At 38.3% G+C, this 23,915-nt stretch carries 21 protein-coding genes and 1 pseudogene; 5 read left to right on the forward strand and 17 right to left on the reverse strand.

Annotation, left to right across the window (positions count from 1 at the left end; all coding sequences use genetic code 11):
* Positions 1 to 31 precede the first annotated feature (31 nt).
* The 12 genes and pseudogenes from F0362_RS18060 to F0362_RS18115 form a co-directional block, all read right to left on the reverse strand.
* Positions 32 to 1,858, reverse strand: a complete 1,827-nt coding sequence (locus F0362_RS18060) for a polysaccharide biosynthesis protein (RefSeq protein WP_000222377.1) — start codon at positions 1,856 to 1,858, stop codon at positions 32 to 34.
* A gap of 295 nt (positions 1,859 to 2,153) precedes the next feature.
* Positions 2,154 to 2,816, reverse strand: a complete 663-nt coding sequence (locus F0362_RS18065; protein WP_000323603.1) for a CpsD/CapB family tyrosine-protein kinase — start codon at positions 2,814 to 2,816, stop codon at positions 2,154 to 2,156.
* The gene (locus F0362_RS18070) at positions 2,765 to 3,505 is read right to left on the reverse strand and encodes a YveK family protein (protein WP_001031071.1); all 741 of its coding nucleotides are present in this window, start codon (positions 3,503 to 3,505) and stop codon (positions 2,765 to 2,767) included. Before F0362_RS18070 ends, F0362_RS18065 begins: the two co-directional genes overlap by 52 nt.
* A gap of 342 nt (positions 3,506 to 3,847) precedes the next feature.
* Positions 3,848 to 4,078, reverse strand: a complete 231-nt coding sequence (locus F0362_RS18075) for a BhlA/UviB family holin-like peptide (RefSeq protein WP_073990767.1) — start codon at positions 4,076 to 4,078, stop codon at positions 3,848 to 3,850.
* Positions 4,079 to 4,249: 171 nt separating this feature from the next.
* Positions 4,250 to 5,245 (reverse strand): GH25 family lysozyme, encoded by a 996-nt coding sequence (locus F0362_RS18080; protein WP_098908389.1) that lies wholly within the window; start codon positions 5,243 to 5,245, stop codon positions 4,250 to 4,252.
* Positions 5,246 to 5,312: 67 nt separating this feature from the next.
* Positions 5,313 to 6,134: a M23 family metallopeptidase gene (locus F0362_RS18085; RefSeq protein WP_000190134.1), complete on the reverse strand. Its 822-nt coding sequence runs from the start codon at positions 6,132 to 6,134 to the stop codon at positions 5,313 to 5,315.
* Between the two features lie 254 nt (positions 6,135 to 6,388).
* Positions 6,389 to 7,357 carry a lysozyme family protein gene (locus F0362_RS18090; protein ID WP_000025071.1) on the reverse strand — a complete coding sequence of 323 codons (969 nt, stop codon included), beginning with the start codon at positions 7,355 to 7,357 and terminating at the stop codon, positions 6,389 to 6,391.
* 238 nt (positions 7,358 to 7,595) lie between these two features.
* Positions 7,596 to 7,982: a hypothetical protein gene (locus tag F0362_RS18095; RefSeq protein ID WP_000464429.1), complete on the reverse strand. Its 387-nt coding sequence runs from the start codon at positions 7,980 to 7,982 to the stop codon at positions 7,596 to 7,598.
* A gap of 397 nt (positions 7,983 to 8,379) precedes the next feature.
* Entirely contained in the window at positions 8,380 to 9,249 is an 870-nt protein-coding gene (locus tag F0362_RS18100; protein WP_000511428.1) for a DnaD domain protein, read from the reverse strand.
* Between the two features lie 148 nt (positions 9,250 to 9,397).
* The gene (locus tag F0362_RS18105) at positions 9,398 to 9,592 is read right to left on the reverse strand and encodes a hypothetical protein (protein WP_001189063.1); all 195 of its coding nucleotides are present in this window, start codon (positions 9,590 to 9,592) and stop codon (positions 9,398 to 9,400) included.
* A gap of 11 nt (positions 9,593 to 9,603) precedes the next feature.
* Positions 9,604 to 10,361, reverse strand: a pseudogene (locus tag F0362_RS18110) (ORF6C domain-containing protein).
* A gap of 186 nt (positions 10,362 to 10,547) precedes the next feature.
* Positions 10,548 to 10,811, reverse strand: coding sequence for a helix-turn-helix domain-containing protein (locus F0362_RS18115; RefSeq protein ID WP_000283429.1), 264 nt, complete (start codon positions 10,809 to 10,811; stop codon positions 10,548 to 10,550).
* Between the two features lie 202 nt (positions 10,812 to 11,013).
* Between F0362_RS18115 and F0362_RS18120 the strand changes: the two genes are divergently transcribed.
* Positions 11,014 to 11,673, forward strand: coding sequence for a LexA family protein (locus F0362_RS18120; RefSeq protein WP_000409433.1), 660 nt, complete (start codon positions 11,014 to 11,016; stop codon positions 11,671 to 11,673).
* 203 nt (positions 11,674 to 11,876) lie between these two features.
* Here F0362_RS18120 and glnA read toward each other — a convergent pair whose 3' ends face one another.
* The 4 genes from glnA to hflX all read right to left on the reverse strand — a co-directional run bounded on the left by glnA (position 11,877) and on the right by hflX (position 16,363).
* Positions 11,877 to 13,211, reverse strand: coding sequence for a type I glutamate--ammonia ligase (gene glnA, locus F0362_RS18125; protein ID WP_000135333.1), 1,335 nt, complete (start codon positions 13,209 to 13,211; stop codon positions 11,877 to 11,879).
* A gap of 48 nt (positions 13,212 to 13,259) precedes the next feature.
* Entirely contained in the window at positions 13,260 to 13,649 is a 390-nt protein-coding gene (glnR, locus tag F0362_RS18130; protein WP_000656783.1) for a transcriptional repressor GlnR, read from the reverse strand.
* Between the two features lie 175 nt (positions 13,650 to 13,824).
* Positions 13,825 to 15,096, reverse strand: a complete 1,272-nt coding sequence (locus tag F0362_RS18135; protein ID WP_000460314.1) for a methionine gamma-lyase family protein — start codon at positions 15,094 to 15,096, stop codon at positions 13,825 to 13,827.
* A complete protein-coding gene (gene hflX / locus F0362_RS18140) occupies positions 15,089 to 16,363 on the reverse strand; it encodes a GTPase HflX (RefSeq protein WP_000391426.1) in 1,275 nt (424 codons plus the stop codon). The genes F0362_RS18135 and hflX overlap by 8 nt, the downstream gene beginning before the upstream one ends.
* A 92-nt stretch (positions 16,364 to 16,455) precedes the next feature.
* Between hflX and F0362_RS18145 the strand changes: the two genes are divergently transcribed.
* Together F0362_RS18145 and F0362_RS30595 are read left to right on the forward strand one after the other, a co-directional pair.
* Complete coding sequence (locus F0362_RS18145; RefSeq protein ID WP_000312260.1) at positions 16,456 to 17,079, forward strand: trimeric intracellular cation channel family protein; 624 nt, start codon at positions 16,456 to 16,458, stop codon at positions 17,077 to 17,079.
* A 100-nt stretch (positions 17,080 to 17,179) separates the two neighbouring features.
* The gene (locus tag F0362_RS30595; RefSeq protein ID WP_000181509.1) at positions 17,180 to 17,317 is read left to right on the forward strand and encodes a hypothetical protein; all 138 of its coding nucleotides are present in this window, start codon (positions 17,180 to 17,182) and stop codon (positions 17,315 to 17,317) included.
* Positions 17,318 to 17,349: 32 nt separating this feature from the next.
* On the opposite strand, the gene spoVK is transcribed toward F0362_RS30595, so the two are convergent.
* Positions 17,350 to 18,306 (reverse strand): stage V sporulation protein K, encoded by a 957-nt coding sequence (spoVK, locus tag F0362_RS18150; RefSeq protein ID WP_000438193.1) that lies wholly within the window; start codon positions 18,304 to 18,306, stop codon positions 17,350 to 17,352.
* Between the two features lie 265 nt (positions 18,307 to 18,571).
* Between spoVK and F0362_RS18155 the strand changes: the two genes are divergently transcribed.
* A complete protein-coding gene (locus F0362_RS18155) occupies positions 18,572 to 19,537 on the forward strand; it encodes a tyrosine-type recombinase/integrase (RefSeq protein WP_000450335.1) in 966 nt (321 codons plus the stop codon).
* Between the two features lie 113 nt (positions 19,538 to 19,650).
* Entirely contained in the window at positions 19,651 to 23,898 is a 4,248-nt protein-coding gene (locus tag F0362_RS18160) for a Gly-Xaa-Xaa repeat protein (protein WP_149889917.1), read from the forward strand.
* The last annotated feature ends 17 nt before the right edge of the window (positions 23,899 to 23,915 follow it).

Genomic DNA, 23,915 nt, shown 5'->3' on the forward strand with positions numbered 1-23,915 from the left:
CACGCACCCGTCTTATAATAATTTTTTGCTATTAACCTGATACTGGTATTAATAGTTTTAAAGTTTTTCGCTGATTCACTAAATTTAACAATCGCTTTCTTAATTCCATCTCATCTAACTCTGTATATTCCAAAATTAACTTTTCTATTTCTTCTATACGAACATTCATTTCTTGCCCTACATAAATTCTCGGGTGAACTTGCTTCTCATTCATTTCATCTTCTTTTAGTAATTCTTCAAAAAGCTTCTCTCCTGGGCGTATACCGGTAAATTCTATTCCTATTTCATCCAAAGAGTTTCCTGATAATCGAATGAGATTTTTAGCAAGATCAACTATTTTTACTGGTTCTCCCATATCCAGCACAAAAATTTCTCCTCCTTTAGCTAGCGCCCCAGCTTGCACTACGAGTCTTGATGCCTCCGGAATTGTCATAAAATAACGAACCATATCAGGATGAGTAACTGTAATTGGTCCACCATTTTGAATTTGTTTCTTAAATAAAGGTATGACGCTTCCGCGGCTACCTAATACATTTCCAAAACGTACTGTAACAAACTTTGTATGACTTATTTTATCTTTGTGCTGAATGACCATCTCAGCTAATTTCTTTGTTGCACCCATAACACTCGTCGGGTTCACCGCTTTATCGGAAGAAATCATAACAAACGTTCCTACTCCATGTGTTCTCGCTGCCTCTGCTATATTCATAGTTCCAATCAAATTATTTTTAACAGCCTCTTCAGGATTGTTCTCCATTAATGGTACATGTTTATGTGCGGCTGCATGATATACAACATTTGGAAGATGTTTATTCATTATTAAATGCATCTTCTTTTCATCTTGTATATCCGCGATTTCTGGAATAAACACGCCTCTCATATCGTTATATTTTTCATTTAATTCCATTTCTATGGAATAAATACTGTTTTCTCCATGCCCTAATAAAATCAATTTTTTCGGTTTAAATTTCGCAACTTGTCTACAAATTTCCGAACCAATTGATCCACCTGCACCAGTAACTAAAATGACTTTATCCGTTATATAATCTGAAATAATTTCCACATCTAACTCTACAGGATCTCGCCCTAATAAATCTTCTACTTGAACATCTCTAAATTCATTTACTGAAACCTTACCTGTTACTAAGTCTTCTAACATGGGAAGGATTTGAGTTTTTACTTTTGTTTTTAAACAATCTTTTAAAATAACATTTCTCTCTCTCTTGTTTAACGAAGGAATTGCCAAGATAACTATCTCAATATTCAGTTTTTTAATAACATAATCAATTTGATTCATACCACCTATTACTGGAATCCCCCAAATATCAAGATTATGCTTTTTGACATTATCATCAATAAACGCGACTGGCATTAATTCAGCAGTATTATTCTTCAACAACTGCCTTGCAACCATCGTCCCAGCTGATCCAGCACCAACAATTAACGTTCTTTTTTTATCACCCTTCTTTACATAATAAATATCTCTGTACATTCTCCAAATAAAGCGGGAACCACCAATTAATAAAATATGAATCATCCAAGTTACAACTAACAATCGAAAATACATTTTTTGCATAATGATTTGCTGTACAACCGCTGTAGTAAGTATTGAAAATGTAACGACCTTGCATATAATTAGCAACTCTCCTATACTTGCATATTCCAAAGCTTTTTTATACAATTTATAAACAAAAGCAAATAAATGATGACTAACTAATAGAGTGATAGAGCTAATAACTGATGATAAAGTGATAACACTAAAGCTAGCATTTACAAAAAAATAACTAAAAAAAACTGCACTTAATACAATCAGTGAATCCATTAAAAGCAATAACGATATCCTCCGGCGATACGTCATATAACTTCCTCCTTTAATCAATTCCTTACTGAACTCTTTCAAAGTTAAAGTTTCTAACTATATACTCTTTATTAAAAGTACATAGCTAGAAACTTTAATAAAATATGGGCATCTAACCCTCCCTCACATTACACTTTTGATGACTCGCATCTAAGGTTGCTTTCACGACCCACAGCATAATCGAGTGCCTCCATTGATAGCGGTCAGGAGACATCACCACATCACAATTCTATTATTCTTTCTTTATAACGAACATTTTTATGTAAGAAGGTTAAATTTATTATTCTAATCCCCTTTATACTTTCCCATTCAAAATTGCACCCAATATTCTGCTTTTCGTAAAACTTAGCGCTCTTTTCGTTTCAAGCGCATCTTCGCTCACAGTACGATTATATCGGATCACCAAAAGTACTCCTTCACACTTATCAACTAATACACTCGTATCTGTTACTTCTAATACAGGGGAAGAATCAAATAATATGATGTCATACCGTTCCATTGCCTTTTGAATTAACATATCCATCTCACCTGAACCAAGTACTTCAGATGGATTGAATGGTACTGGACCGCTAGTTAATATATCAAGACGTTCCATCTCTGTTTTTTTTACAGCGCCTTCTAAATTTGTTTTTCCGTTCAATATATCAGTTAATCCAACTGTATTTTCTACTCCAAACATTTCCTGAATCGTGGGTTTTCGTAAATTTGCATCTACTATCAATACTTTTTCACCTTTTTGTGCTATTGAGACTGCTAAATTAACTGTAATCGTTGATTTTCCTTCACCATACCTTGGAGAAGTAATAACTATAGTTCTGCTTTTATGAATAGACGAAGATAATTGAAGGTTTGTTCGAAGCGAACGATACTGCTCCGAAATTTTCGATCTTGGAGCTGTATAAGCAATTATACTTTCTCCTTTAACTTTATTTGTTTTTCGTCTATTTTTGTAGGCCACTCCGTTCCATCCCCCAGTACCACTGTATTTTTTTTACTGAATTTGTCTTCCGTATTTTTCCTATTCATTTTAGAAATCCCGCCCAAAACAGGGACATCTAACAATTGCTCAATTCGTCGTTCCGATTTGATTCTATCATCAAATGAATCCAATAAAAAAATAAAACCGATACTGAGCACCATACCTACAGAGAACGCAATTAGTATCGTCTTAAGGTGATTTATATTTATAGGCATCGAATGTTTTTGAACTGGGTCTTCTGGTAATATACTCACATTATTAAAATTTAGTATATTTGCTACTTCTTTCTTATAAACAGCCGCTGTCGTATTTGCAATTTTATGTGCAAGTACAGGATCAATATCCACTACATTTATTCTCATAATCTGAGAGCCTTGTACACTTTCTATACTTATTTGTCCACTTAATGCACCTGCAGATCTGTTAATATTTAATTCAGCCGCTACTTTTTCTAATATTACAGGCTCCTTTACCATCGCTTTTAATGTATTCATCGTTTCAGCATTAGCTTGAACAATAACCCTTGCTGAGGAGGCATACAAAGGTGTTTTCATATACATACTATACATCGCTCCTCCTACGGTTGTGAGAGTCGTAAACAACAGTAGTATCCATACCCTTTTCCATATAACAGTAAATAGATTTTTTAAATTTATTTCCTTATTCATTACTTCTCCCCCTCATTTAATACCAATGAGATTCCAGTTGACATTCCCATAAAAAAACAGAAATAAAAGTAATATGTTTTATTTTTTAAATATACAAACATTTCTAATTAATGCCATTTTAGTTCTTTATACAGAACGAGTCAACATAAATTATTCTTGTTAAATGACTTCTTAATTACACCTCATAAATTACGACAATATTCACTGCAATTCATTGTAGATAAATGACGAAAAAGCCCTGATATCGTAGTATCAGGGCTTTTTTTCTTAGTATAGAGATGTATTTCGATTACGTTCTCATTAGTGAACTTGCTTGCGGAATAAATAGTTTAACATGATGCTTTATTTCATATCACCATGTCCCAAAATTTTTTGTTTAACATCTGATAAATCCTTCGCCAACGAACTAAACGCTTTTGCTTGTTCTTCAATGACTTGTTGGTTTTTTTCAATAACTTTTTGATATTGTTCTTCGCGCTGTTCATTCTTTTTTTGTGTAGTAATAAGCATCCACACAAATAACGCTGCGAATGCTCCTTGTTGAATCATTGAATTTAAGATCTGCTCTTCTATTATTCTCACTCCTTTTCTAATCTAAATAATTACTCATTCGAGTGACTCTAATCTTTTATCATCTTTTAACACCAATATGTCCTTATAGCTATCTCTGTCTTATAATTCTTGCTAAAGCTATCTTTTATGTCATAACTTTATAAAATACAAAAACAGTTACTACTGGAATTTTTATCGAATATCTACAATGTCAAAGTGTTCCTCAGGTGTCCAACGATTCCCACCAATATCAATCCAGCCTTCTTTACGGAAGAATACTGTAAGGGGTTCTTTTGAAGTAATACGTCCTTTGTATGAGCCGTTAATTCCATCATAAAAGTTTACTCCATATCCTTCTGGGTATTTTGATATTGCTTTGAAAGGTCTCCAATAATAATGCTCCGCTTTTACCCAACGGCTTCTACCTAAATCTAACCACACATCATTATCTTCTCCCCAGTACGCATTCCAGTACAATACTTCTGCTGCTGTTGTAAAGTTCCCCTGATAGTTGCCATGTGGTCTATCATGATAGTTAATACCATAACCTTCCCAGTATATTGACTTTGCGAAACCAATCCCTTCTGGTTGCGATGTACCAACAACGCCACCTTTACCTGTAAACCATTCAAGAGATTTTTCTCCGTTTAAGTAATTTAAATCTACATTACCAGATACGCCCGCAAGACTACCAGTTTCCGTATACTGCCATAAATCACAGTTATAGGATGGTTTATTTCCATAACGTGGAATCCAAAGGAAATCCGCATTCACAGTATTTAGTCCATAGCTTGTATACATGTGATGTGATACATATAGACCTACTTTCCAGCCTGCTGCACGGCATGTATCAATAAATGCCTGTGAAGCTTTCGCTAAGTTAGCTGCTCCACAACTTGCTAATGTATCATCTTCCACATCTAATACTAAAAATTTCGCTTCTTTGTCAGCGCGCGCCATAAAATCATTCGCTTCTACAATAGCATCCTGAACACTTACATAACATCCATAAGCATAGTGTGCAAATGGGACACCATAGTCTTTACAACCTTGTACATACTCTTTATAACGTGTATCAATTGTCCTTGATCCATATTGTACACGTATAATAGCAAGTTCAAGCTCTTTACTAGCTGCCGCCCAATTTATTGAACCATTGTGATGAGATAAATCTGCAATTTTCTTCATTTCTATTCCTCTTCTTTCCTATATCAAAATTTACGAATAAAAAAACAACTCTTAATAGAGTTGTTTTTTATCGAATATCTACAATGTCAAAGTGTTCCTCAGGTGCCCAACTATTCCCACCAATATCAATCCAGCCTTCTTTACGGAAGAATACTGTAAGAGGTTCTTTTGAAGTAATACGTCCTTTGTATGAACCGTTAATTCCATCATAAAAGTTTACCCCATATCCTTCTGGATATTTTGATATTGCTTTGAAAGGTCTCCAATAATAATGCTCCGCTTTTACCCAACGGCTTCTACCTAAATCTAACCACACATCATTATCTTCTCCCCAGTACGCACCCCAGTATAATACTTCTGCTGCTGTTGTAAAGCTTCCCTGATAGTTGCCATGTGGTCTATCATGATAGTTAATACCATAACCTTCCCAGTATATTGACTTTGCGAACCCAATTCCTTCTGGTTGCGGTGTACCAACAGCGCCACCTTTCCCCAAGTAGTCTAATGGATTCACAGCATTACTCTTATTAATATTCCAGCCGCCTTTATGCATTTCAAAATGTAAGTGCTGACCATAAGCCTGTCCCGTTTCTCCCATAACCCCAATTGTTTGTCCTTGTGTAACAGAATCGCCTTCTTTAACTGTACGAGAACCACTTCGCATGTGAGCGTATACAGTTTCCCATGTAACTCCATTAATATTATGAACAATCATAATACATTCACCGTAACTAGATGAAAAATACGAACGACTAACTTTCCCACTAGCCGCTGCATAAATCGGATGATAGCCTGCTTCAGCAAGATCTACCCCATGATGATCTGGTCTGTCACCTCTAAAACCACTTGTTACTCTCGTTGTATTTGTTGGATAAATAAATGTTGCCATATGAATCTTCCTTTCTATTTTATATTTTCTATATTTATTATTTTTAGATATATTGTAGGTTTTCCAACCTTAAAACGAACAAAACAGAGAATTTCTCCATTGTTATCTACCATCAAAATATTATTCTTTTAACCATAAGTTAAATATTATTAAGATTACCAAAAACTCTTGAAAGACTATTATTTTATATGACTAATTCTTCTTTCCTACATTACAGTTTAAGAATAAAAAACAACTCTTAGTAGAGTTGTTTTTTATCGAATATCTACAATATCAAAGTGTTCCTCAGGTGCCCAACTATTCCCACCAATATCAATCCAGCCTTCTTTACGGAAGAATACTGTAAGAGGTTCTTTTGAAGTAATACGTCCTTTGTATGAACCGTTAATTCCATCATAAAAGTTTACTCCATATCCTTCTGGATATTTTGATATTGCTTTGAAAGGTCTCCAATAATAATGCTCCGCTTTTACCCAACGGCTTCTACCTAAATCTAACCACACATCGTTATCTTCTCCCCAGTACGCACCCCAGTATAATACTTCTGCTGCTGTTGTAAAGTTTCCCTGATAGTTGCCATGTGGTCTATCATGATAGTTAATACCATAACCTTCCCAGTATATTGACTTTGCGAACCCAATTCCTTCTGGTTGCGGGACACCACCTGCATTAAAATCTACATATTGTTTAACAATTTCAGCGTAGAAAAAATTACCGCCATTTTTATATCGATAACCACCATTGTACGCCACGGCGATAGGGTGACTATATTTAACCATAGCGCCAGTTTTATTTCCAAGCGATGGTGCAACAACCGTCTTAGAATACAGATCTGCCACCGGTAATGAATGTTGTTTATTGTTAGAAGCTAACCAACGAAGGTAAGCTCGTCCAAAATTATATGATTGAACAATAGCACTTAAATCTGTAATACCATTCTTCTTTGCATCATCAAAGGCTCCTTTTAAATGCTTTACCCCGTAATACACTGAATCTTTAGGATTCTTGATTGTATTCATCGCCCACCCTTGTGATTCACTTGACTGCATAATATCCGGTGTTGTTTCAGAGTTCCCTCCACTTTCCACCATAATAATTCCAAGTACGTAAGGAACTAACTCAGAAACACCTTGTGCAGCACATTCACTTTCTACCATTGATTGCCAACGTAACACTTGTTGTGGCAGATTCTTTGTTTTAACTGAAGCAGCTAGTATACTCATTACTAATCATCTCCTTATTCCACTATTATTTTTGTCTAAAAAACTACTACTTTACTACATATGGTTATCAGCCCAATACTCATTAATTTATAAAATTACTTCATGTTGCTCACCTTCTTTCACAACAAAAAGAGCAGCCATAAAAATAGTTGCTCTTTCGTCGAAATCTTATATTACTACTATAAATCACTTTTTCAATACTTTCTGTACACCGCATGTACCCTACAAAAAGGTAACATTAAAATCCATCTAAAAACTTGACAATTTTTCTTATTTCAGCGTGTTTGCGTCGAATATAGCCTGTACTATAATGCAATTCAAATGCTATTTGTTCTAAGGTCATTCCATCAACATATTTCATTTTAAGTATTTGATGATCCAGTCCTGCAAACTTATTCATCAAAAGCTTTAAATCAAATTCTTCATTCATCTTATGAGCTAATTCATATTCAATTGCTTCAATCCGGTCTTCTACCTTAGCCCCTTCCGACTCAGCGGTTAATCGTACATTTTGCAAGTCCCCACTAGTCCAGCGCTTTAATTCCGCTTTTGATTTGTCTAAGTTGTATTCTAAATAAGCGATTTCTTCTTCTAACTTCTTATAATCTTTGAGCCATTCAAACATCTGACGATTCACCTACTTCCTTTTTGTAAATTTAAATACTACTAATTTAATAAAACTTATATCCTTATTGGCTTTTTCAATCTTTGTTATTTGTAGAACATCTTTCATTTAATAAACACAACCATTTCCTACTATTTATAAATTCATTTTCTCTTTAGAATTCCAATACTGTAATTAACTCCTGAATAGATAATGAAAAACACCCTTCGAACAATCCTTGTAAGACATTAATAATCAAACAGAAATCACAAATTGTTAATACTTGCTCCAAACATTCACGAATATCTTCAAAGATGTTTAATATACATCAAACATTTTTGAAGAATATAATCATTTAATCTTAGCATTAAGATAATACATTTTTAAACACCAAAGTCGTCGACCATTTTATCTTTTCTTAAGACTTATATTTATTTAATACCTCTTTTAATCTCTCACGCTCTTCCTCAGTGTACTGCGCGGGTTTTCTTTCCACTTCTTGATTCGTGTGTTCGTCATCTTTATATAACCAATCTGGGACAAGCTCTTTTCTAGTCGAATAATTTCTACCTGATTCATTAAATTTCTTATTCTTACTCATTTTGAAACGTCTATCTAGCGCGGTCACATCAGCAAATGTTTTAACTTTTTGCTCCTTCCAATTACTCAATATAGCTTTAACGTAGTTCCATCTTGGTGCATTCTCATCAATAGCTTTATTAGTTGCATACTGAATTAACTCACTACTAAACAAATCACAAAAATCGCCTAACTCCGTAAATGCAATTTCACTTAACGGAATGCCTCTCTCTTTTAAAAAATTATAATTTTTTTTAAACTCTCTACCGAATAATATATGAGATTCTAATTTATCCTTATCATCATGATTAGTATTTTGTATTTTAGTATTTAGTTTATTGATATTTAGTAGTGTCGGATTTTCCTCATATGGCTTTCCTACATCTTGCTTTTCCACTTGTGGAATTCTCTTTTGTGGTGTTTCATAAATTTCCGTATCCCATCTTTTAATTTTTTTTGTATGTTCATCACGAACGGGATAACGCTTTACATACCCTAATTCTTTTAGTTCTTTAAAACCTGTACGTAATGAATCTTCTCCATCCTTTGCATGTTGAGCTAATTCACTAATATGAAAAGTCCAATCATCTGGTAGTGTAAGTGTATAAGCCAAAATTCCTTTTGCCTTCCATGACAACCTTTTATCTTTTAAACCAGTATTATTTATGACGGAATAATTACTATCTTTTTTCACTCGAATAATCCCCATACTAGTCACCTCATAAATTCTCAAAATCGATATTCAATGTTATACTTATTCAGAGATATTTTTTTATAGAATCCGCTGCAACGGATTCTTTTTTTATGTACTCATTTAAATCCATCATGCTATCCATATTTTTTCTCCTAAATCTTTCTTATTCCTCAAATTCAACATCAACTTGAATTTCGATATTCATAGAAATTTCTTGTGTTATACGAATAACATTTGGACTTATTCCTTTTTGGATAAGCTTTTTAATCTGCTGTTTTGCGGCATCTTTTGTTTTAAATTCACTGACAGTTGGTAGACCTACTAAATTGCCAGTAATCACTAAAATTTTCCGTTGCATGTTTCTTCCTCCTATTGAAATTCTGCCATATTTATTTGTGAGTTTTTAACTTTAATTTCTTCATTTAAAACTGTTGGAATTGAATATTCTTCATTAATTATTTGTATAGCTCTATCCAAATGATTACGTTTAATAGCTTTATAACTATTCACACCAAACTCTCGATGTAATTGACTATAAATATCGCTATACAGCTTTTTTCTAAGACTGTTATCCTGATAAGAATTCGAATTTTTACCCCCCAATAACAAAAAACCTAACCTTTTTACAGCCTTTGTTATTTCGTCACATTCAATGGCGTATAGCGGAGCGTTTTCTCGTAACCCCTTCACTTCAGTCTTAATCTCTTGTATTTCTTGCGTATGTCCTTCTAAAGCTGCAAACGTTAACTTTAGGACTCCCATAGCATCCTTTGGTATTTTGTTCTGACTTTGTATATACCTCCTCATCCGTTTGAACTCTTCAATACATTTTATTTTCGTTTGCACAGCTTCTCTAGAGTTATACCCCATAGCAAGTAATACGAAAGCTTCTTCAGTTAAATTGTATTTAGACATGCGCTCACCCTGTGAATTGATATAAGTGGACTCGTAAGAATTTCCTTGCGCAAATTCTTCACCCGCATATACAATATTTTTACAATATCCTCCAAAACGTAGTAATGATCTTTCCCGAACGTTTTCGCAATTACCAAACTATCCGTTACTACCTCACCATTAACTTCAAATACTAGTTCACTATGTATTAATACTTCGGTTAAGTGATCCATTCTGATCTCCTCCTCATCTTTAATTTTCAATTACCTTCCTTACATTTACATACCCTTGCATCAATTGTTATTATTTACCAGTTTTCTTGGGCATTAACCAATCCTCAACATTCAAATTATGTGATTTAATATAAAATATTTCCTTAACTCTCCAATAAAGCTTTGCTTAATAATTTCGTTATTGAGTTAAAAATTCAATATTTTATGTTCCAAAAAAGTAGGGTTTCTTTTCACACTACAATTCGGCTTGTTTTCTTCAAATTCAAAAAGATATTCTAAATTATGATCAGGAAAAAAGGTTTCCTTAATTTCAAGAGCCTCATCATAATAAAAACGAAATTTACCATTAATTTTGTCGCACACTGTTGCGTAGCGAAGATTCAGATGCGAAGAGATTTGGGTAATTACAATCCCTTTTCTCGCCATCTCTGCACGCAGATTCGGATACATTAGCTCACCTCCTTAATTTTTATACGAAATTGCGTTTATTTCCACTTTAATATATACGCATTTCCGTACAAAGTCAATGATACAATAGGGAAATACACTCAATATCGTACAAAACACTATTTACTTATAAATTCAGCTAAGTTATGATAGTAACAAACATACTCAATATCGTATACATTTTATAAGAAGGATGGTGAAGTTTATGGAAAAAGCAAAGATTGTAACACGCTTAATAAAAGAAGCTGGATATAGCAAAAGAGCTTTCGCAGAAAAAATCGGGCTCCCTCCCACAACACTGCAATCAATGTTATCAAGAGGAATCGGTAAAGCATCTGTTGATAATGTAATAAAAGTTTGTAAGGGATTAGGGATCACTACTGATGATTTAGAGGTGCTCACAACTAAAGGGGATAATACAGTTAAAGAAGAAGTTTCTATTTATGAAACCATTCAAAACGACCAATCAAACATTATCCATATCCCAATCATTGGTTCTGTCGCAGCCGGTACACCTATATTCGCCGAAGAAAATATCGAGGGTTATTTACCAATGCTAAGTACATTTTTAAATAAACGTAAAAAGTATTTTTATCTTACTGTAAAAGGCACTAGCATGAATCTCGAATTCCCTGATGGTTCTTATGTTCTGGTAGAAGAAACTCCTTATGTTGAGAATGGGCAAATTGCTGTTGTAAAAGTCAATGGTTATGATGCAACTGTGAAAAAAATCTCAAAATCTGGAAGCATCATTACTTTAATACCATTGAGTAATGATCCTATCCATGAACCACAGACTTACGACCTTTCAGCTGAAGATGTAAAAATCATTGGTCGCGTTGTACAAGCAGTAAAAAATTATTAAATTTTTAGCGCTAGCAATTTATTGAAAAAAGAACCGATTCTAATAAAGGTTTATTGAAATTACCATCCCTATTATTAAGATACTCTTATACTGAAGATTTTTAGTGGCTGTTTTGTGGTTTCTTTTCATTTTGCGCCACTTGAAGTTAACTTTATAAAAAAGAAAAAAGCCCTGATACCGTAGTATCAGGGCTTTTTTCTCTCTTAGTATAGAGACATATATTGATCGCGTTCCCATTGGTGAACTTGTGTGCGGAAGATATCCCACTCAATTTCTTTTGCTTCGATGAAGTGCTCAAGTAAATGTTCTCCTAGTGCACTGCATACTACTTCATTAGATTGTAATGTAACTAACGCTTGCGCTAATGTTGCTGGTAAGTCAACGATACCTGCTTCTTCGCGCTCTTCTTTTGTCATTACATAGATGTTACGGTCTACTGCAGCTGGTGGAGTTAATTTATTTTTAATTCCGTCAAGACCTGCAGCTAATAATGTAGCCATTACTAAATATGGGTTTGCAGCTGGGTCAACACTACGTACTTCTACGCGTGTACTAATACCACGAGATGCAGGGATACGTACTAATGGGCTACGGTTTTGTGCAGACCATGCTACGTAACAAGGAGCTTCATATCCAGGTACTAAACGTTTGTAAGAGTTTACAGTTGGGTTTGCTACCGCTGTAAATGCTGGTGCATGTTTTAAAATACCTGCGATAAAGTGACGAGCATCATCACTTAATTGTAAATCACCGTTTTGATCGAAGAATACGTTCTCACCATTTTTAAATAGTGATAAGTTACAGTGCATACCTGAACCGTTCACACCGTATAATGGTTTTGGCATAAATGTTGCATGTAAACCATGTTTACGAGCAATTGTTTTTACAACAAGTTTGAATGTTTGAATGTCATCACATGAGCGAATTGCATTTGCATATTTAAAGTCAATTTCGTGTTGACCTGGTGCAACTTCATGGTGAGACGCTTCAATTTCAAAGCCCATTTCTTCAAGCTCAAGAACGATATCACGACGACAGTTTTCCCCTAGATCCATCGGCGCAAGGTCGAAGTATCCACCGTTATCGTTTAATTCTAATGTTGGATTTCCTTTTTCATCAACTTTGAATAGGAAGAATTCTGGCTCTGGTCCAAGATTGAAATCTGAGAATCCTAAAGCTTCCATTTCTTTTAATACACGTTTTAAATTGTTACGTGGATCTCCGTCAAATGGAGCACCATCTGCAGTATAAATATCACAGATTAAACGAGCTACTTTACCTTTTTCAGCTGTCCAAGGGAAAATTACCCAAGTATCTAAATCCGGATATAAATACATATCAGATTCTTCAATACGTACGAAACCTTCAATAGAAGATCCATCAAACATCATTTTGTTATCAAGAGCTTTTGTTAATTGGCTCACTGGAATTTCTACGTTTTTAATTACTCCTAAAAGGTCCGTAAATTGCAGACGGATATACTTTACATTCTCTTCTTTCGCCAAACGGAAAATATCTTCTTTTGTGTACCTAGCCATTATAAATTCCTCCTTAGTCCCTCTAAACACCTTCAGAATCAGTTATCTTTAGTGAAAAAACCTTGAAATGTCACCTTGTCGCAATGAAGTTCGATTAAATCTACCTGTATGTTGTAGTTCATCTCGAAGTATTTTGCGAAGCTCCGTTTTTGAAATTTCTTTCGTTTCTTCTTTTACTTTCACTGCTTCTGTTTGATTTTCTTTCATTAGTAACACTTGCTTAATACCAGCCATATTTAAGCCTTGATCTAATAAATCTTTAATCTCTAACAACTTATCTACATCGTTAAATGAAAATAATCTACGATTCCCCTTTGTACGGGTTGGAGAAACAAGATTGTGCTCTTCATAGTAGCGAATTTGACGTGCAGACAATTGTGTTAAATCCATAACAATACCAATAGGAAACAGCGGGGCAGAACGTCTATCTTCTTTCATTGTTTCAGTTCCTCCTTCGCCTTAACTGCTTCTCATTTTATATTATGTTATGTTTAGTGTCAATAGATGTTAGCTTTTCTTACATGATTTTTTAAAGTTTTTTTTCATTCTTTTTTCTAATGGCACAAATCATTACTTTTACACGAAAAAAGCTGCCGAAATCGACAGCTTCCCTTTAAGAAATTGTTAATAATTTTTTTTCGATTAACGCATCAATCGCAGAACAAATTGCAATCTTCACATGAGAATACGTTAATCCACCCTGTACATAAGCAACGTAAGGCGGACGAATTGGGCCATCAGCCGACAATTCAATACTTGCACCTTGAATAAACGTTCCCGCAGCCATAATTACATCATCTTCATAACCCGGCATATAGTTTGCGTACGGAGTGAAATGAGAATTAATCGGAGATGCATATTGAATCGCTTGACAAAAGGCAATCATACGATCTTTATCATCGAATTGAACAGATTGAATTAAGTCCGTTCTTGGCGCATTCCACGCTGGTGACGTGTTCATTCCTAACTTTTCTAAAAATGCCGCTGTAAAGATTGCACCTTTTAGTGCTTGTCCCGCTACATGCGGCGCTAAGAAGAACCCTTGGTACATTTCTTGTAAACTGTATAAAGATGCCCCTGCTTCAGCACCAATCCCTGGAGATGTTAAACGATATGCACATGCTTCAACATATTGTTCTTTCCCAACAATGTAACCACCAGTTTTAACGATTCCACCGCCTGGGTTTTTAATAAGCGAGCCCGCCATTAAATCTGCACCTACATGGCACGGCTCTTGTTCTTCAATAAACTCGCCATAACAGTTGTCAACAAATACAACTACATCAGGTTTAATTTCCTTAACAAACGAAATCATCTCTTTAATTTGAGAAATAGTAAACGACGGACGAGTAGCATATCCCTTTGAGCGCTGAATACCAATCATCTTCGTATTACTATGAATCGCAGCCGCAACAGCTTCAAAGTCCACAAGCCCCTCTTCCGTTAACGAAACTGCGTTATAACCGATATTATATTCTTTAAATGACCCTACACCTTTTCCGCGTACACCAACGATTTCCTCTAACGTATCATACGGTTTCCCCGTTATGTATAGTAGCTCATCTCCCGGACGTAAAATACCAAATAAAGCTGTTGAAATCGCATGAGTCCCCGAAATAATTTGCGGACGAACAAGACCCGCTTCCGCTCCAAATACATCAGCATACACTTTTTCTAATGTGTCACGACCAATATCGTCATATCCATAGCCAGTCGTTGGAATAAAATGCGAGTCACTAATTTTATGTTTACGAAAATTTTCTAATACACGAAATTGATTACTTTCAATCACTTCATCTGCACGTTTATGCACTTCTGTAATTTGACTTTCTACTTCTTTTACAATAGGAGCCATTTTTTCTCCATTTTTTAAACGATCAAACATTATCATTTTCTCCTTCTTCCACTAAAAATCTCTTTAACTGCCCATTATATGGCGAATAGGCAAATATATATCCTGTACAACTATATACAAATTTATCTTCCAGAAATTCCATCTTTGTTAATAGAGTTTCCGTCTTTAATAACGTTAACAACTTACCTTCACTCGGAGGAATCTCCACTTGATATGGATCCATTTCTTCCTTCATTTTCGTTTCTATCGCTTCTTTTATATGTAATAAATCGATTTCTTCAAAAGCACTAGTCATTAAGAAGTCGCTTTTCGGAAACGGAATAAAATTTTGATGTAATGCATCTTTTTTATTGTATAACGTAATAATCGGAATATGATTAATTTCAAGTTCTGACAATAACTTCTTTACCGTTTTCTCATGCCCTACATAGTTTGGATCTGCAGAATCAACAACATGTAAAATAACATCTGCTTCACCAGCTTCTTCTAGTGTTGAACGAAAAGCTGCAATTAACGACGTAGGTAAATCTTGTATAAAACCAACCGTATCAGTTAGCAACACTGTATAACCATAAGGTAACGGCATCTTCCTTGTTGTCGGATCTAACGTTGCAAACAATAAGTTTTCTTCAAACGTATCCGCTTCCGTTAATCTATTAAATAGCGTCGATTTCCCTGCATTTGTATATCCTATTAATGAAACTTGAAATACTTTATTGTCTTTTCTTCTCTCACGGTATCTTTTTCGATGTTCCACAACAACCGCAAGTTGTTTCTTTATTTCATCAATACGCGATCGAATATGACGACGATCCGTCTCAAGTTTCGTCTCACCCGGCCCTCTTGTTCCAATACCACCACCAAGACGTGATAAAGACAAACCTTGCCCCATTAGACGCGGCATTGTATATTGCAACTGGGCTAACTCCACTTGAAGCTTACCCTCTCTCGACTTCGCACGTTGCGCAAAAATATCTAATATGAGTTGCGTTCGATCGATTACTCTTGCATCTAATACTGAGGATAAATTCCGAATTTGACTCGGCGTTAACTCGTTATTAAATATAATAACATCCGGCTCTAATTCTTCTGTTAACATTGTAAGCTCTTCTAATTTACCTTTACCTATATAAGTCACTGGATGAAACTTCGGTCGTTTTTGCGTTGTTGACACTAACACTTTCGCTCGCGCAGTCTTTGCTAACGATGCAAGTTCTTTCATGGAATGCATAAACTGTTCATCGTCATCTTGCTGTAATTGACAGCCTACTAATATGACTTTTTCTTTTTCTTCCATCAAATATGTTCACTCATCCTTTTCGAAATTTAAACCTTCTAATATAATAGCAGAGGAAGCACATTTCATCTAGTTAGCGGGGGAGAAAATTCATGGCATGGGAGATTTTTAGCATCATAGGCACAATCGCATTCGCACTAAGCGGAGCCATTGTTGCAATGGAAGAGGATTATGACATTTTCGGGGTGTATATTTTAGGAATGGCAACCGCATTTGGGGGAGGTGCCCTTCGTAATTTACTAATCGGTTATCCGATTGTCGCGTTTTGGCAACAAGACATGTTATTCCAAATCGCACTTTTATCAATGACAATTATTTTTCTTTTTCCAAATAAATTAATTAAACATTGGAAAAAATGGGAAAACATTACTGACGCTATCGGCTTATCAGCATTCGCCATACAAGGGGCATTATATGCTCAAAAACTAAATTTACCCATTAGCGCTACAATCGTAGCAGCTGTTTTAACCGGTATTGGCGGCGGGATTATTCGCGATCTTTTAGCCCGTAGAAAACCTCTCGTCCTTCGAGCTGAAGTATATGCTTTTTGGACGATTCTAGCAGGCTTCTTAATTGGGGCTCAAATTATTGTTAGTGATTGGGCTCTTTACACCTTATTCATTTTAATTGTTTGCTTCCGCATGCTTTCTATTCATTACAAATGGCATTTACCGCATCGACGTATCGACACAAACGAACGTTCAATGCATAAATAGCAATTCTAACCTCTTTACATATCGTAAAGAGGTTTTTCTTTTCTAACGATTTTTTCTTTACTTAATGTTTATACTAATTTTTAAAGTGAGGTGAATACAAATGACAAACCACGTTAATAAAGGAGCTCAAAAAAGCTCAGTAAACCAATTTGGGCACGATTCTAATTCAGCACACGAAAAGAGCGCTAAAATGGAACGTTTCCATAAATCTCACCAAGAAAAAGAAAAAAAAGAATAAACGAACATATGCACAAAAAACAGACGCACAGTTTATGTACTGTGCGTCTCCTCTTCCAACATTAAATCAACACTTGATATTCCAATTAAATCATACTTATCATACGTATCTTCTTGCAACAACCGCATAGCCTGTGTACGAATCGATTTTTCAACAATATTCCGTACGTATCGGCCATTACTAAACGATGTAATTTGCGACGAATACTTTACAGCATGTAAATGATCTCTAAATTTCCATTCCGCTTCCTTTGATAACTGGTATTCACGCTCTTCATACATTCTCTTCCCAATTTCCAACAACTGATTTACCGAATAATCCGCAAACTCAATAATAAACGGAAAACGAGATTGCAGTCCTGGATTTAATGAAAGGAAGTGATTCATCTCTCTTGAATACCCAGCCAAAATCAATACAAAACCATGTTGTTTATCCTCCATATGCTTTACGAGCGTATCAATTGCTTCCTTTCCAAAATCCTTCTCTCCACCTCGAGCTAAAGAATACGCCTCATCAATAAACAAAATACCTCCCATTGCTTTTTTTATTAAATCTCTTGTTTTTTGAGCCGTATGGCCAATGTATTCTCCTACAAGATCAGCACGTTCCGCTTCAACTAAATGCCCTTTTGATAGAATATTCATCTCAAACAACAATTTCCCTATCATTCTAGCAACAGTTGTCTTTCCTGTACCTGGATTCCCTTTAAACAACATATGGAGTACTTGCTTCTCAGATTTCAATCCCATTTCTTGTCTTTTTTTATTTACATAAATCCAAGCATATATTTCTTTTATTATCTTTTTTATATCATCCATCCCAACGAGTTTCCCCATCTCTTCTTCAATTCTTTGCAGCATCTCATGTTTAATTGTAGTTTCATTTGAAATTTCCGTTTTATTTTCTGATGCTGGTAAAGAAATTTTCTTTCGATGGTTTAACACAATATTAATTTGATTATTATTTTTCTTTCGCATCGATTGTTCCATACAATCACCTCATTTTATCCCGCAATTTGCAGGCAGTAAGACTCCCACCTCAAAATTCAGCGAATGCGAGGAAGTTAGGCGGGGGATAACTGCCCGTAAATGCCCGATTGGTGTGGGCTGATAATCAGCGGAGGATGAACACCCCCCCACTGATTAAAGTTTCACTTTATCCACTCAACACATATTATTATTCCCGTCCTTCTTACAAATGCCTATTTTCAGAAAAATTTGCTATAATATAAGAAATAATTAAGGTGGTGGGACTATGGAGACAACGGAATTCCATGATACAATACAAGCCTTTTCTATTTTTTTATTGAATAAAGGCCGAAAAACCTCAACCATTAAACGTTATGTTTATGACATTGAAGATTTCGGACATTGGTTAGAAAAAAACAAAAAGCTCCCTTCCAGTAATATATGGGCTACACTTTGTACAAAAGACTACGAAGATTACTTTTCTGACTTAAAAACGAATCGAAACTACTCAGAAAAGACGATGCATCGTGTATTTATTGTACTAAATAGAATGAATCATTTCCTAAACATCCCTAATCCATTAAAGAATATGGAAATTTCCATTCAACCAGATCGCGCACTACGAAATGAAGATTTTATTTCATCTAATGAAGAAAAAAAATTAAAGCGTATCGTCACTTCATTGGAAGGACTATCAGAAAAACAACGTCCTGTACGACCTTTATTGATGGATCGTAATATCACTATTTTAAACCTATTAATTGACTATGGTTTATCCCTACAAGAGCTTACAGCATTAACTATGTATCATGTTCACTTTGAAACTAATACATTATCTATCCCAGCAACCGCAGGAGTAGAAAGAACGATTACATTAACAAAAGAAGACAAAAAGCAATTATACACATACTACAAAAGCATCCCTGAACCCGTTCGTCCAAAATACCATAGTAATGACCCACTGTTTGTCGCATTCGATTTTAACCGCGGAACATACAGATGGGTATACGAAAATGATTCACCGAAGGGATTAACAGAAATCGCTATCCAAAAAATGATTCGCCTTGAAGTAGCTAGAGCTAATTTACGCAAAGGAATCTCAGGGCAACACTTTCGTAACACCTATATTTTAAACTTAATAAAAAAAGAAACGCCGGAATCAGAAATTATAAAACTAGCTGGATTCAAATCAAAAGTTTCACTAAAACGATATTATAAATACGCAGAAAATAGAAAAAACGCCTTATTGTAAGGCGTTTTTTCTATTTTTTCTTTAAACAAACGATTTTATTATGACCATTTAACTAATTTTTGCATCTACTATGATGAGTTTCATTCACATTCTCATTAGAAAGGAGCGATTTAATGTCTCGTTATGACGACAGTCAAAACAAATTCTCCAAACCATGCTTTCCAAGTAGTGCCGGACGAATCTCAAACACACCATCCATCCCAATTTCTAAAGCACAAATTAGAACATTTCGAGCGATTATTAACGATTTAATTAAAATAATTCCAAAACTTTTCGCTAATCCATCCCCTAAAAACATCGAAGATTTAATTGATACATTAAACCTACTAAGTAAGTTCATCTGTTCGCTAGACGCTACTTCCTCCCTGAAAGCGCAAGGATTAGCTATTATAAAAAACTTAATAACTATATTAAGAAATCCAACCTTCGTAGCAAGTGCTGTATTTGTTGAACTCCAAATTTTAATTAATTATTTACTTTACATTACAAAGTTATTCCGAATCGATCATTGTACACTCCAAGAACTCCTTAAATTAATTGCAGAGTTACAAACTACTCTAGTTAATTCAGCTTCGTTCGGCAGAGGGCCTACTGGACCTACTGGACCTCGAGGTAACACGGGCGCTACTGGTGCTACTGGGCCTACTGGACCTCGAGGTAACACGGGCGCTACTGGTGCTACTGGGCCTACTGGACCTCGAGGTAACACGGGCGCTACCGGTGCTACTGGACCTACTGGACCTCGAGGTAACACGGGCGCTACCGGTGCTACTGGACCTACTGGACCTCGAGGTAACACGGGCGCTACTGGTGCTACTGGACCTACTGGACCTCGAGGTAACACGGGCGCTACCGGTGCTACTGGACCTACTGGACCTCGAGGTAACACGGGCGCTACCGGTGCTACTGGACCTACTGGACCTCGAGGTAACACGGGCGCTACCGGTGCTACTGGACCTACTGGACCTCGAGGTAACACGGGCGCTACCGGTGCTACTGGACCTACTGGACCTCGAGGTAACACGGGCGCTACCGGTGCTACTGGACCTACTGGACCTCGAGGTAACACTGGCGCTACTGGACCTCAAGGCGTTCAAGGTAACACTGGTGCTACCGGTGCCACGGGACCTCAAGGTGCTCAAGGTAACACTGGCGCTACTGGACCTCAAGGCGTTCAAGGTAACACTGGCGCTACCGGTGCTACTGGACCTCAAGGTAACACTGGGGCTACTGGCGCTACTGGTGCCACTGGACCTCAAGGTGTTCAAGGTAACACTGGGGCTACTGGTGCCACGGGCGCTACTGGACCTCAAGGCGTTCAAGGTAACACTGGGGCTACCGGTGCCACGGGACCTCAAGGTGCTCAAGGTAACACTGGCGCTACTGGACCTCAAGGTGTTCAAGGTAACACTGGGGCTACTGGTGCCACGGGACCTCAAGGTATTCAAGGTAACACAGGGGCTACTGGTGCCACGGGACCTCAAGGTATTCAAGGTAACACGGGGGCTACCGGTGCCACTGGCGCTACTGGACCTCAAGGCGTTCAAGGTAACACAGGGGCTACTGGGGCTACCGGTGCCACTGGCGCTACTGGACCTCAAGGCGTTCAAGGTAACACAGGTGCCACGGGTGCTACTGGACCTCAAGGTAACACAGGGGCTACTGGCGCTACTGGTGCCACTGGACCTCAAGGTGTTCAAGGTAACACAGGGGCTACTGGGGCTACCGGTGCCACTGGCGCTACTGGACCTCAAGGCGTTCAAGGTAACACAGGGGCTACTGGGGCTACCGGTGCCACTGGCGCTACTGGACCTCAAGGCGTTCAAGGTAACACAGGGGCTACTGGGGCTACCGGTGCCACTGGCGCTACTGGACCTCAAGGCGTTCAAGGTAACACAGGGGCTACTGGGGCTACTGGGGCTACCGGTGCCACTGGCGCTACTGGCGCTACTGGACCTCAAGGCGTTCAAGGTAACACAGGGGCTACCGGTGCCACTGGCGCTACTGGACCTCAAGGCGTTCAAGGTAACACAGGGGCTACTGGGGCTACCGGTGCCACTGGCGCTACTGGACCTCAAGGCGTTCAAGGTAACACAGGTGCCACGGGTGCTACTGGACCTCAAGGTAACACAGGTGCTACTGGTGCTACTGGGGCTACCGGTGCCACTGGCGCTACTGGACCTCAAGGTGTTCAAGGTAACACAGGTGCCACGGGTGCTACTGGACCTCAAGGCGTTCAAGGTAACACAGGTGCTACTGGTGCTACTGGTGCTACCGGTGCCACTGGCGCTACTGGACCTCAAGGTGTTCAAGGTAACACAGGTGCTACTGGTGCCACTGGCGCTACTGGACCTCAAGGCGTTCAAGGTAACACAGGTGCTACTGGTGCCACTGGCGCTACTGGACCTCAAGGTGTTCAAGGTAACACAGGTGCCACGGGTGCTACTGGACCTCAAGGCGTTCAAGGTAACACAGGTGCTACTGGTGCTACTGGTGCTACCGGTGCCACTGGCGCTACTGGACCTCAAGGTGTTCAAGGTAACACAGGTGCTACTGGTGCCACTGGCGCTACTGGACCTCAAGGCGTTCAAGGTAACACAGGTGCTACTGGTGCCACTGGCGCTACTGGACCTCAAGGTGTTCAAGGTAACACAGGTGCCACGGGTGCTACTGGACCTCAAGGTAACACAGGTGCTACTGGTGCTACCGGACCTCAAGGCGCTCAAGGTAACACAGGCGCTACTGGCGCTACCGGACCTCAAGGTAACACAGGTGCTACTGGCGCTACTGGTGCCACTGGACCTCAAGGCGTTCAAGGTAACACAGGTGCTACTGGCGCTACTGGTGCCACTGGACCTCAAGGTAACACAGGTGCTACTGGCGCTACTGGTGCCACTGGACCTCAAGGTAACACAGGTGCTACTGGCGCTACTGGTGCCACTGGACCTCAAGGTAACACAGGTGCTACTGGCGCTACTGGTGCCACTGGACCTCAAGGTAACACAGGTGCTACTGGCGCTACTGGTGCCACTGGACCTCAAGGTAACACAGGTGCTACTGGTGCTACTGGTGCTACCGGTGCCACTGGCGCTACTGGACCTCAAGGTGTTCAAGGTAACACAGGTGCTACTGGTGCCACTGGCGCTACTGGACCTCAAGGCGTTCAAGGTAACACAGGTGCTACTGGTGCCACTGGCGCTACTGGACCTCAAGGTGTTCAAGGTAACACAGGTGCCACGGGTGCTACTGGACCTCAAGGTAACACAGGTGCTACTGGTGCTACCGGACCTCAAGGCGCTCAAGGTAACACAGGCGCTACTGGCGCTACCGGACCTCAAGGTAACACAGGTGCTACTGGTGCTACTGGTGCCACTGGACCTCAAGGCGTTCAAGGTAACACAGGTGCTACTGGCGCTACTGGTGCCACTGGACCTCAAGGTAACACAGGTGCTACTGGCGCTACTGGTGCCACTGGACCTCAAGGTAACACAGGTGCTACTGGCGCTACTGGTGCCACTGGACCTCAAGGCGTTCAAGGTAACACAGGTGCTACTGGCGCTACTGGTGCCACTGGACCTCAAGGCGTTCAAGGTAACACAGGTGCTACTGGCGCTACTGGTGCCACTGGACCTCAAGGTAACACAGGTGCTACTGGCGCTACTGGTGCCACTGGACCTCAAGGTAACACAGGTGCTACTGGTGCTACCGGACCTCAAGGCGCTCAAGGTAACACAGGCGCTACTGGCGCTACCGGACCTCAAGGCGTTCAAGGTAACACAGGTGCTACTGGTGCTACCGGACCTCAAGGCGTTCAAGGTAACACAGGTGCTACTGGTGCTACCGGACCTCAAGGTGTTCAAGGTATCCAAGGACCAACGGGTGCCACTGGCGCTACTGGTATAGGAGTTACTGGACCAACCGGACCTTCTGGCGGACCTACTGGGCCTACTGGACCTACTGGACCTAGCTTCCCTGTAGCAACAATTGTTGTAACAAATAACATTCAACAAACAGTACTGCAATTTAATAACTTTATTTTTAGTACTGCAATTAACGTAAACAATATGATCTTTAACGGCACAAATACAGTTACTGTTATTAACGCTGGCATTTATGTAATTAGCGTATCCATCGCTACAACTGCGCCAGGATGTGCTCCACTTGGAGTAGGAATTTCAATTAATGGAGCAGTCGCAACTGACAACTTCTCTTCAAGTTTAATAGGTGACTCACTTTCATTTACTACAATTGAAACGTTAGCAGCTGGTGCAAACATCTCTGTCCAATCTACTCTTAACGAGATTACGATCCCTGCAACAGGAAATACTAACATTCGCCTTACTGTATTTAGAATCGCTTAAATTTCACTATGTATTGT

Origin of the sequence: Bacillus sp. BS98, assembly GCF_008432245.1 — a bacterium.
GTDB lineage: Bacteria > Bacillota > Bacilli > Bacillales > Bacillaceae_G > Bacillus_A > Bacillus_A toyonensis.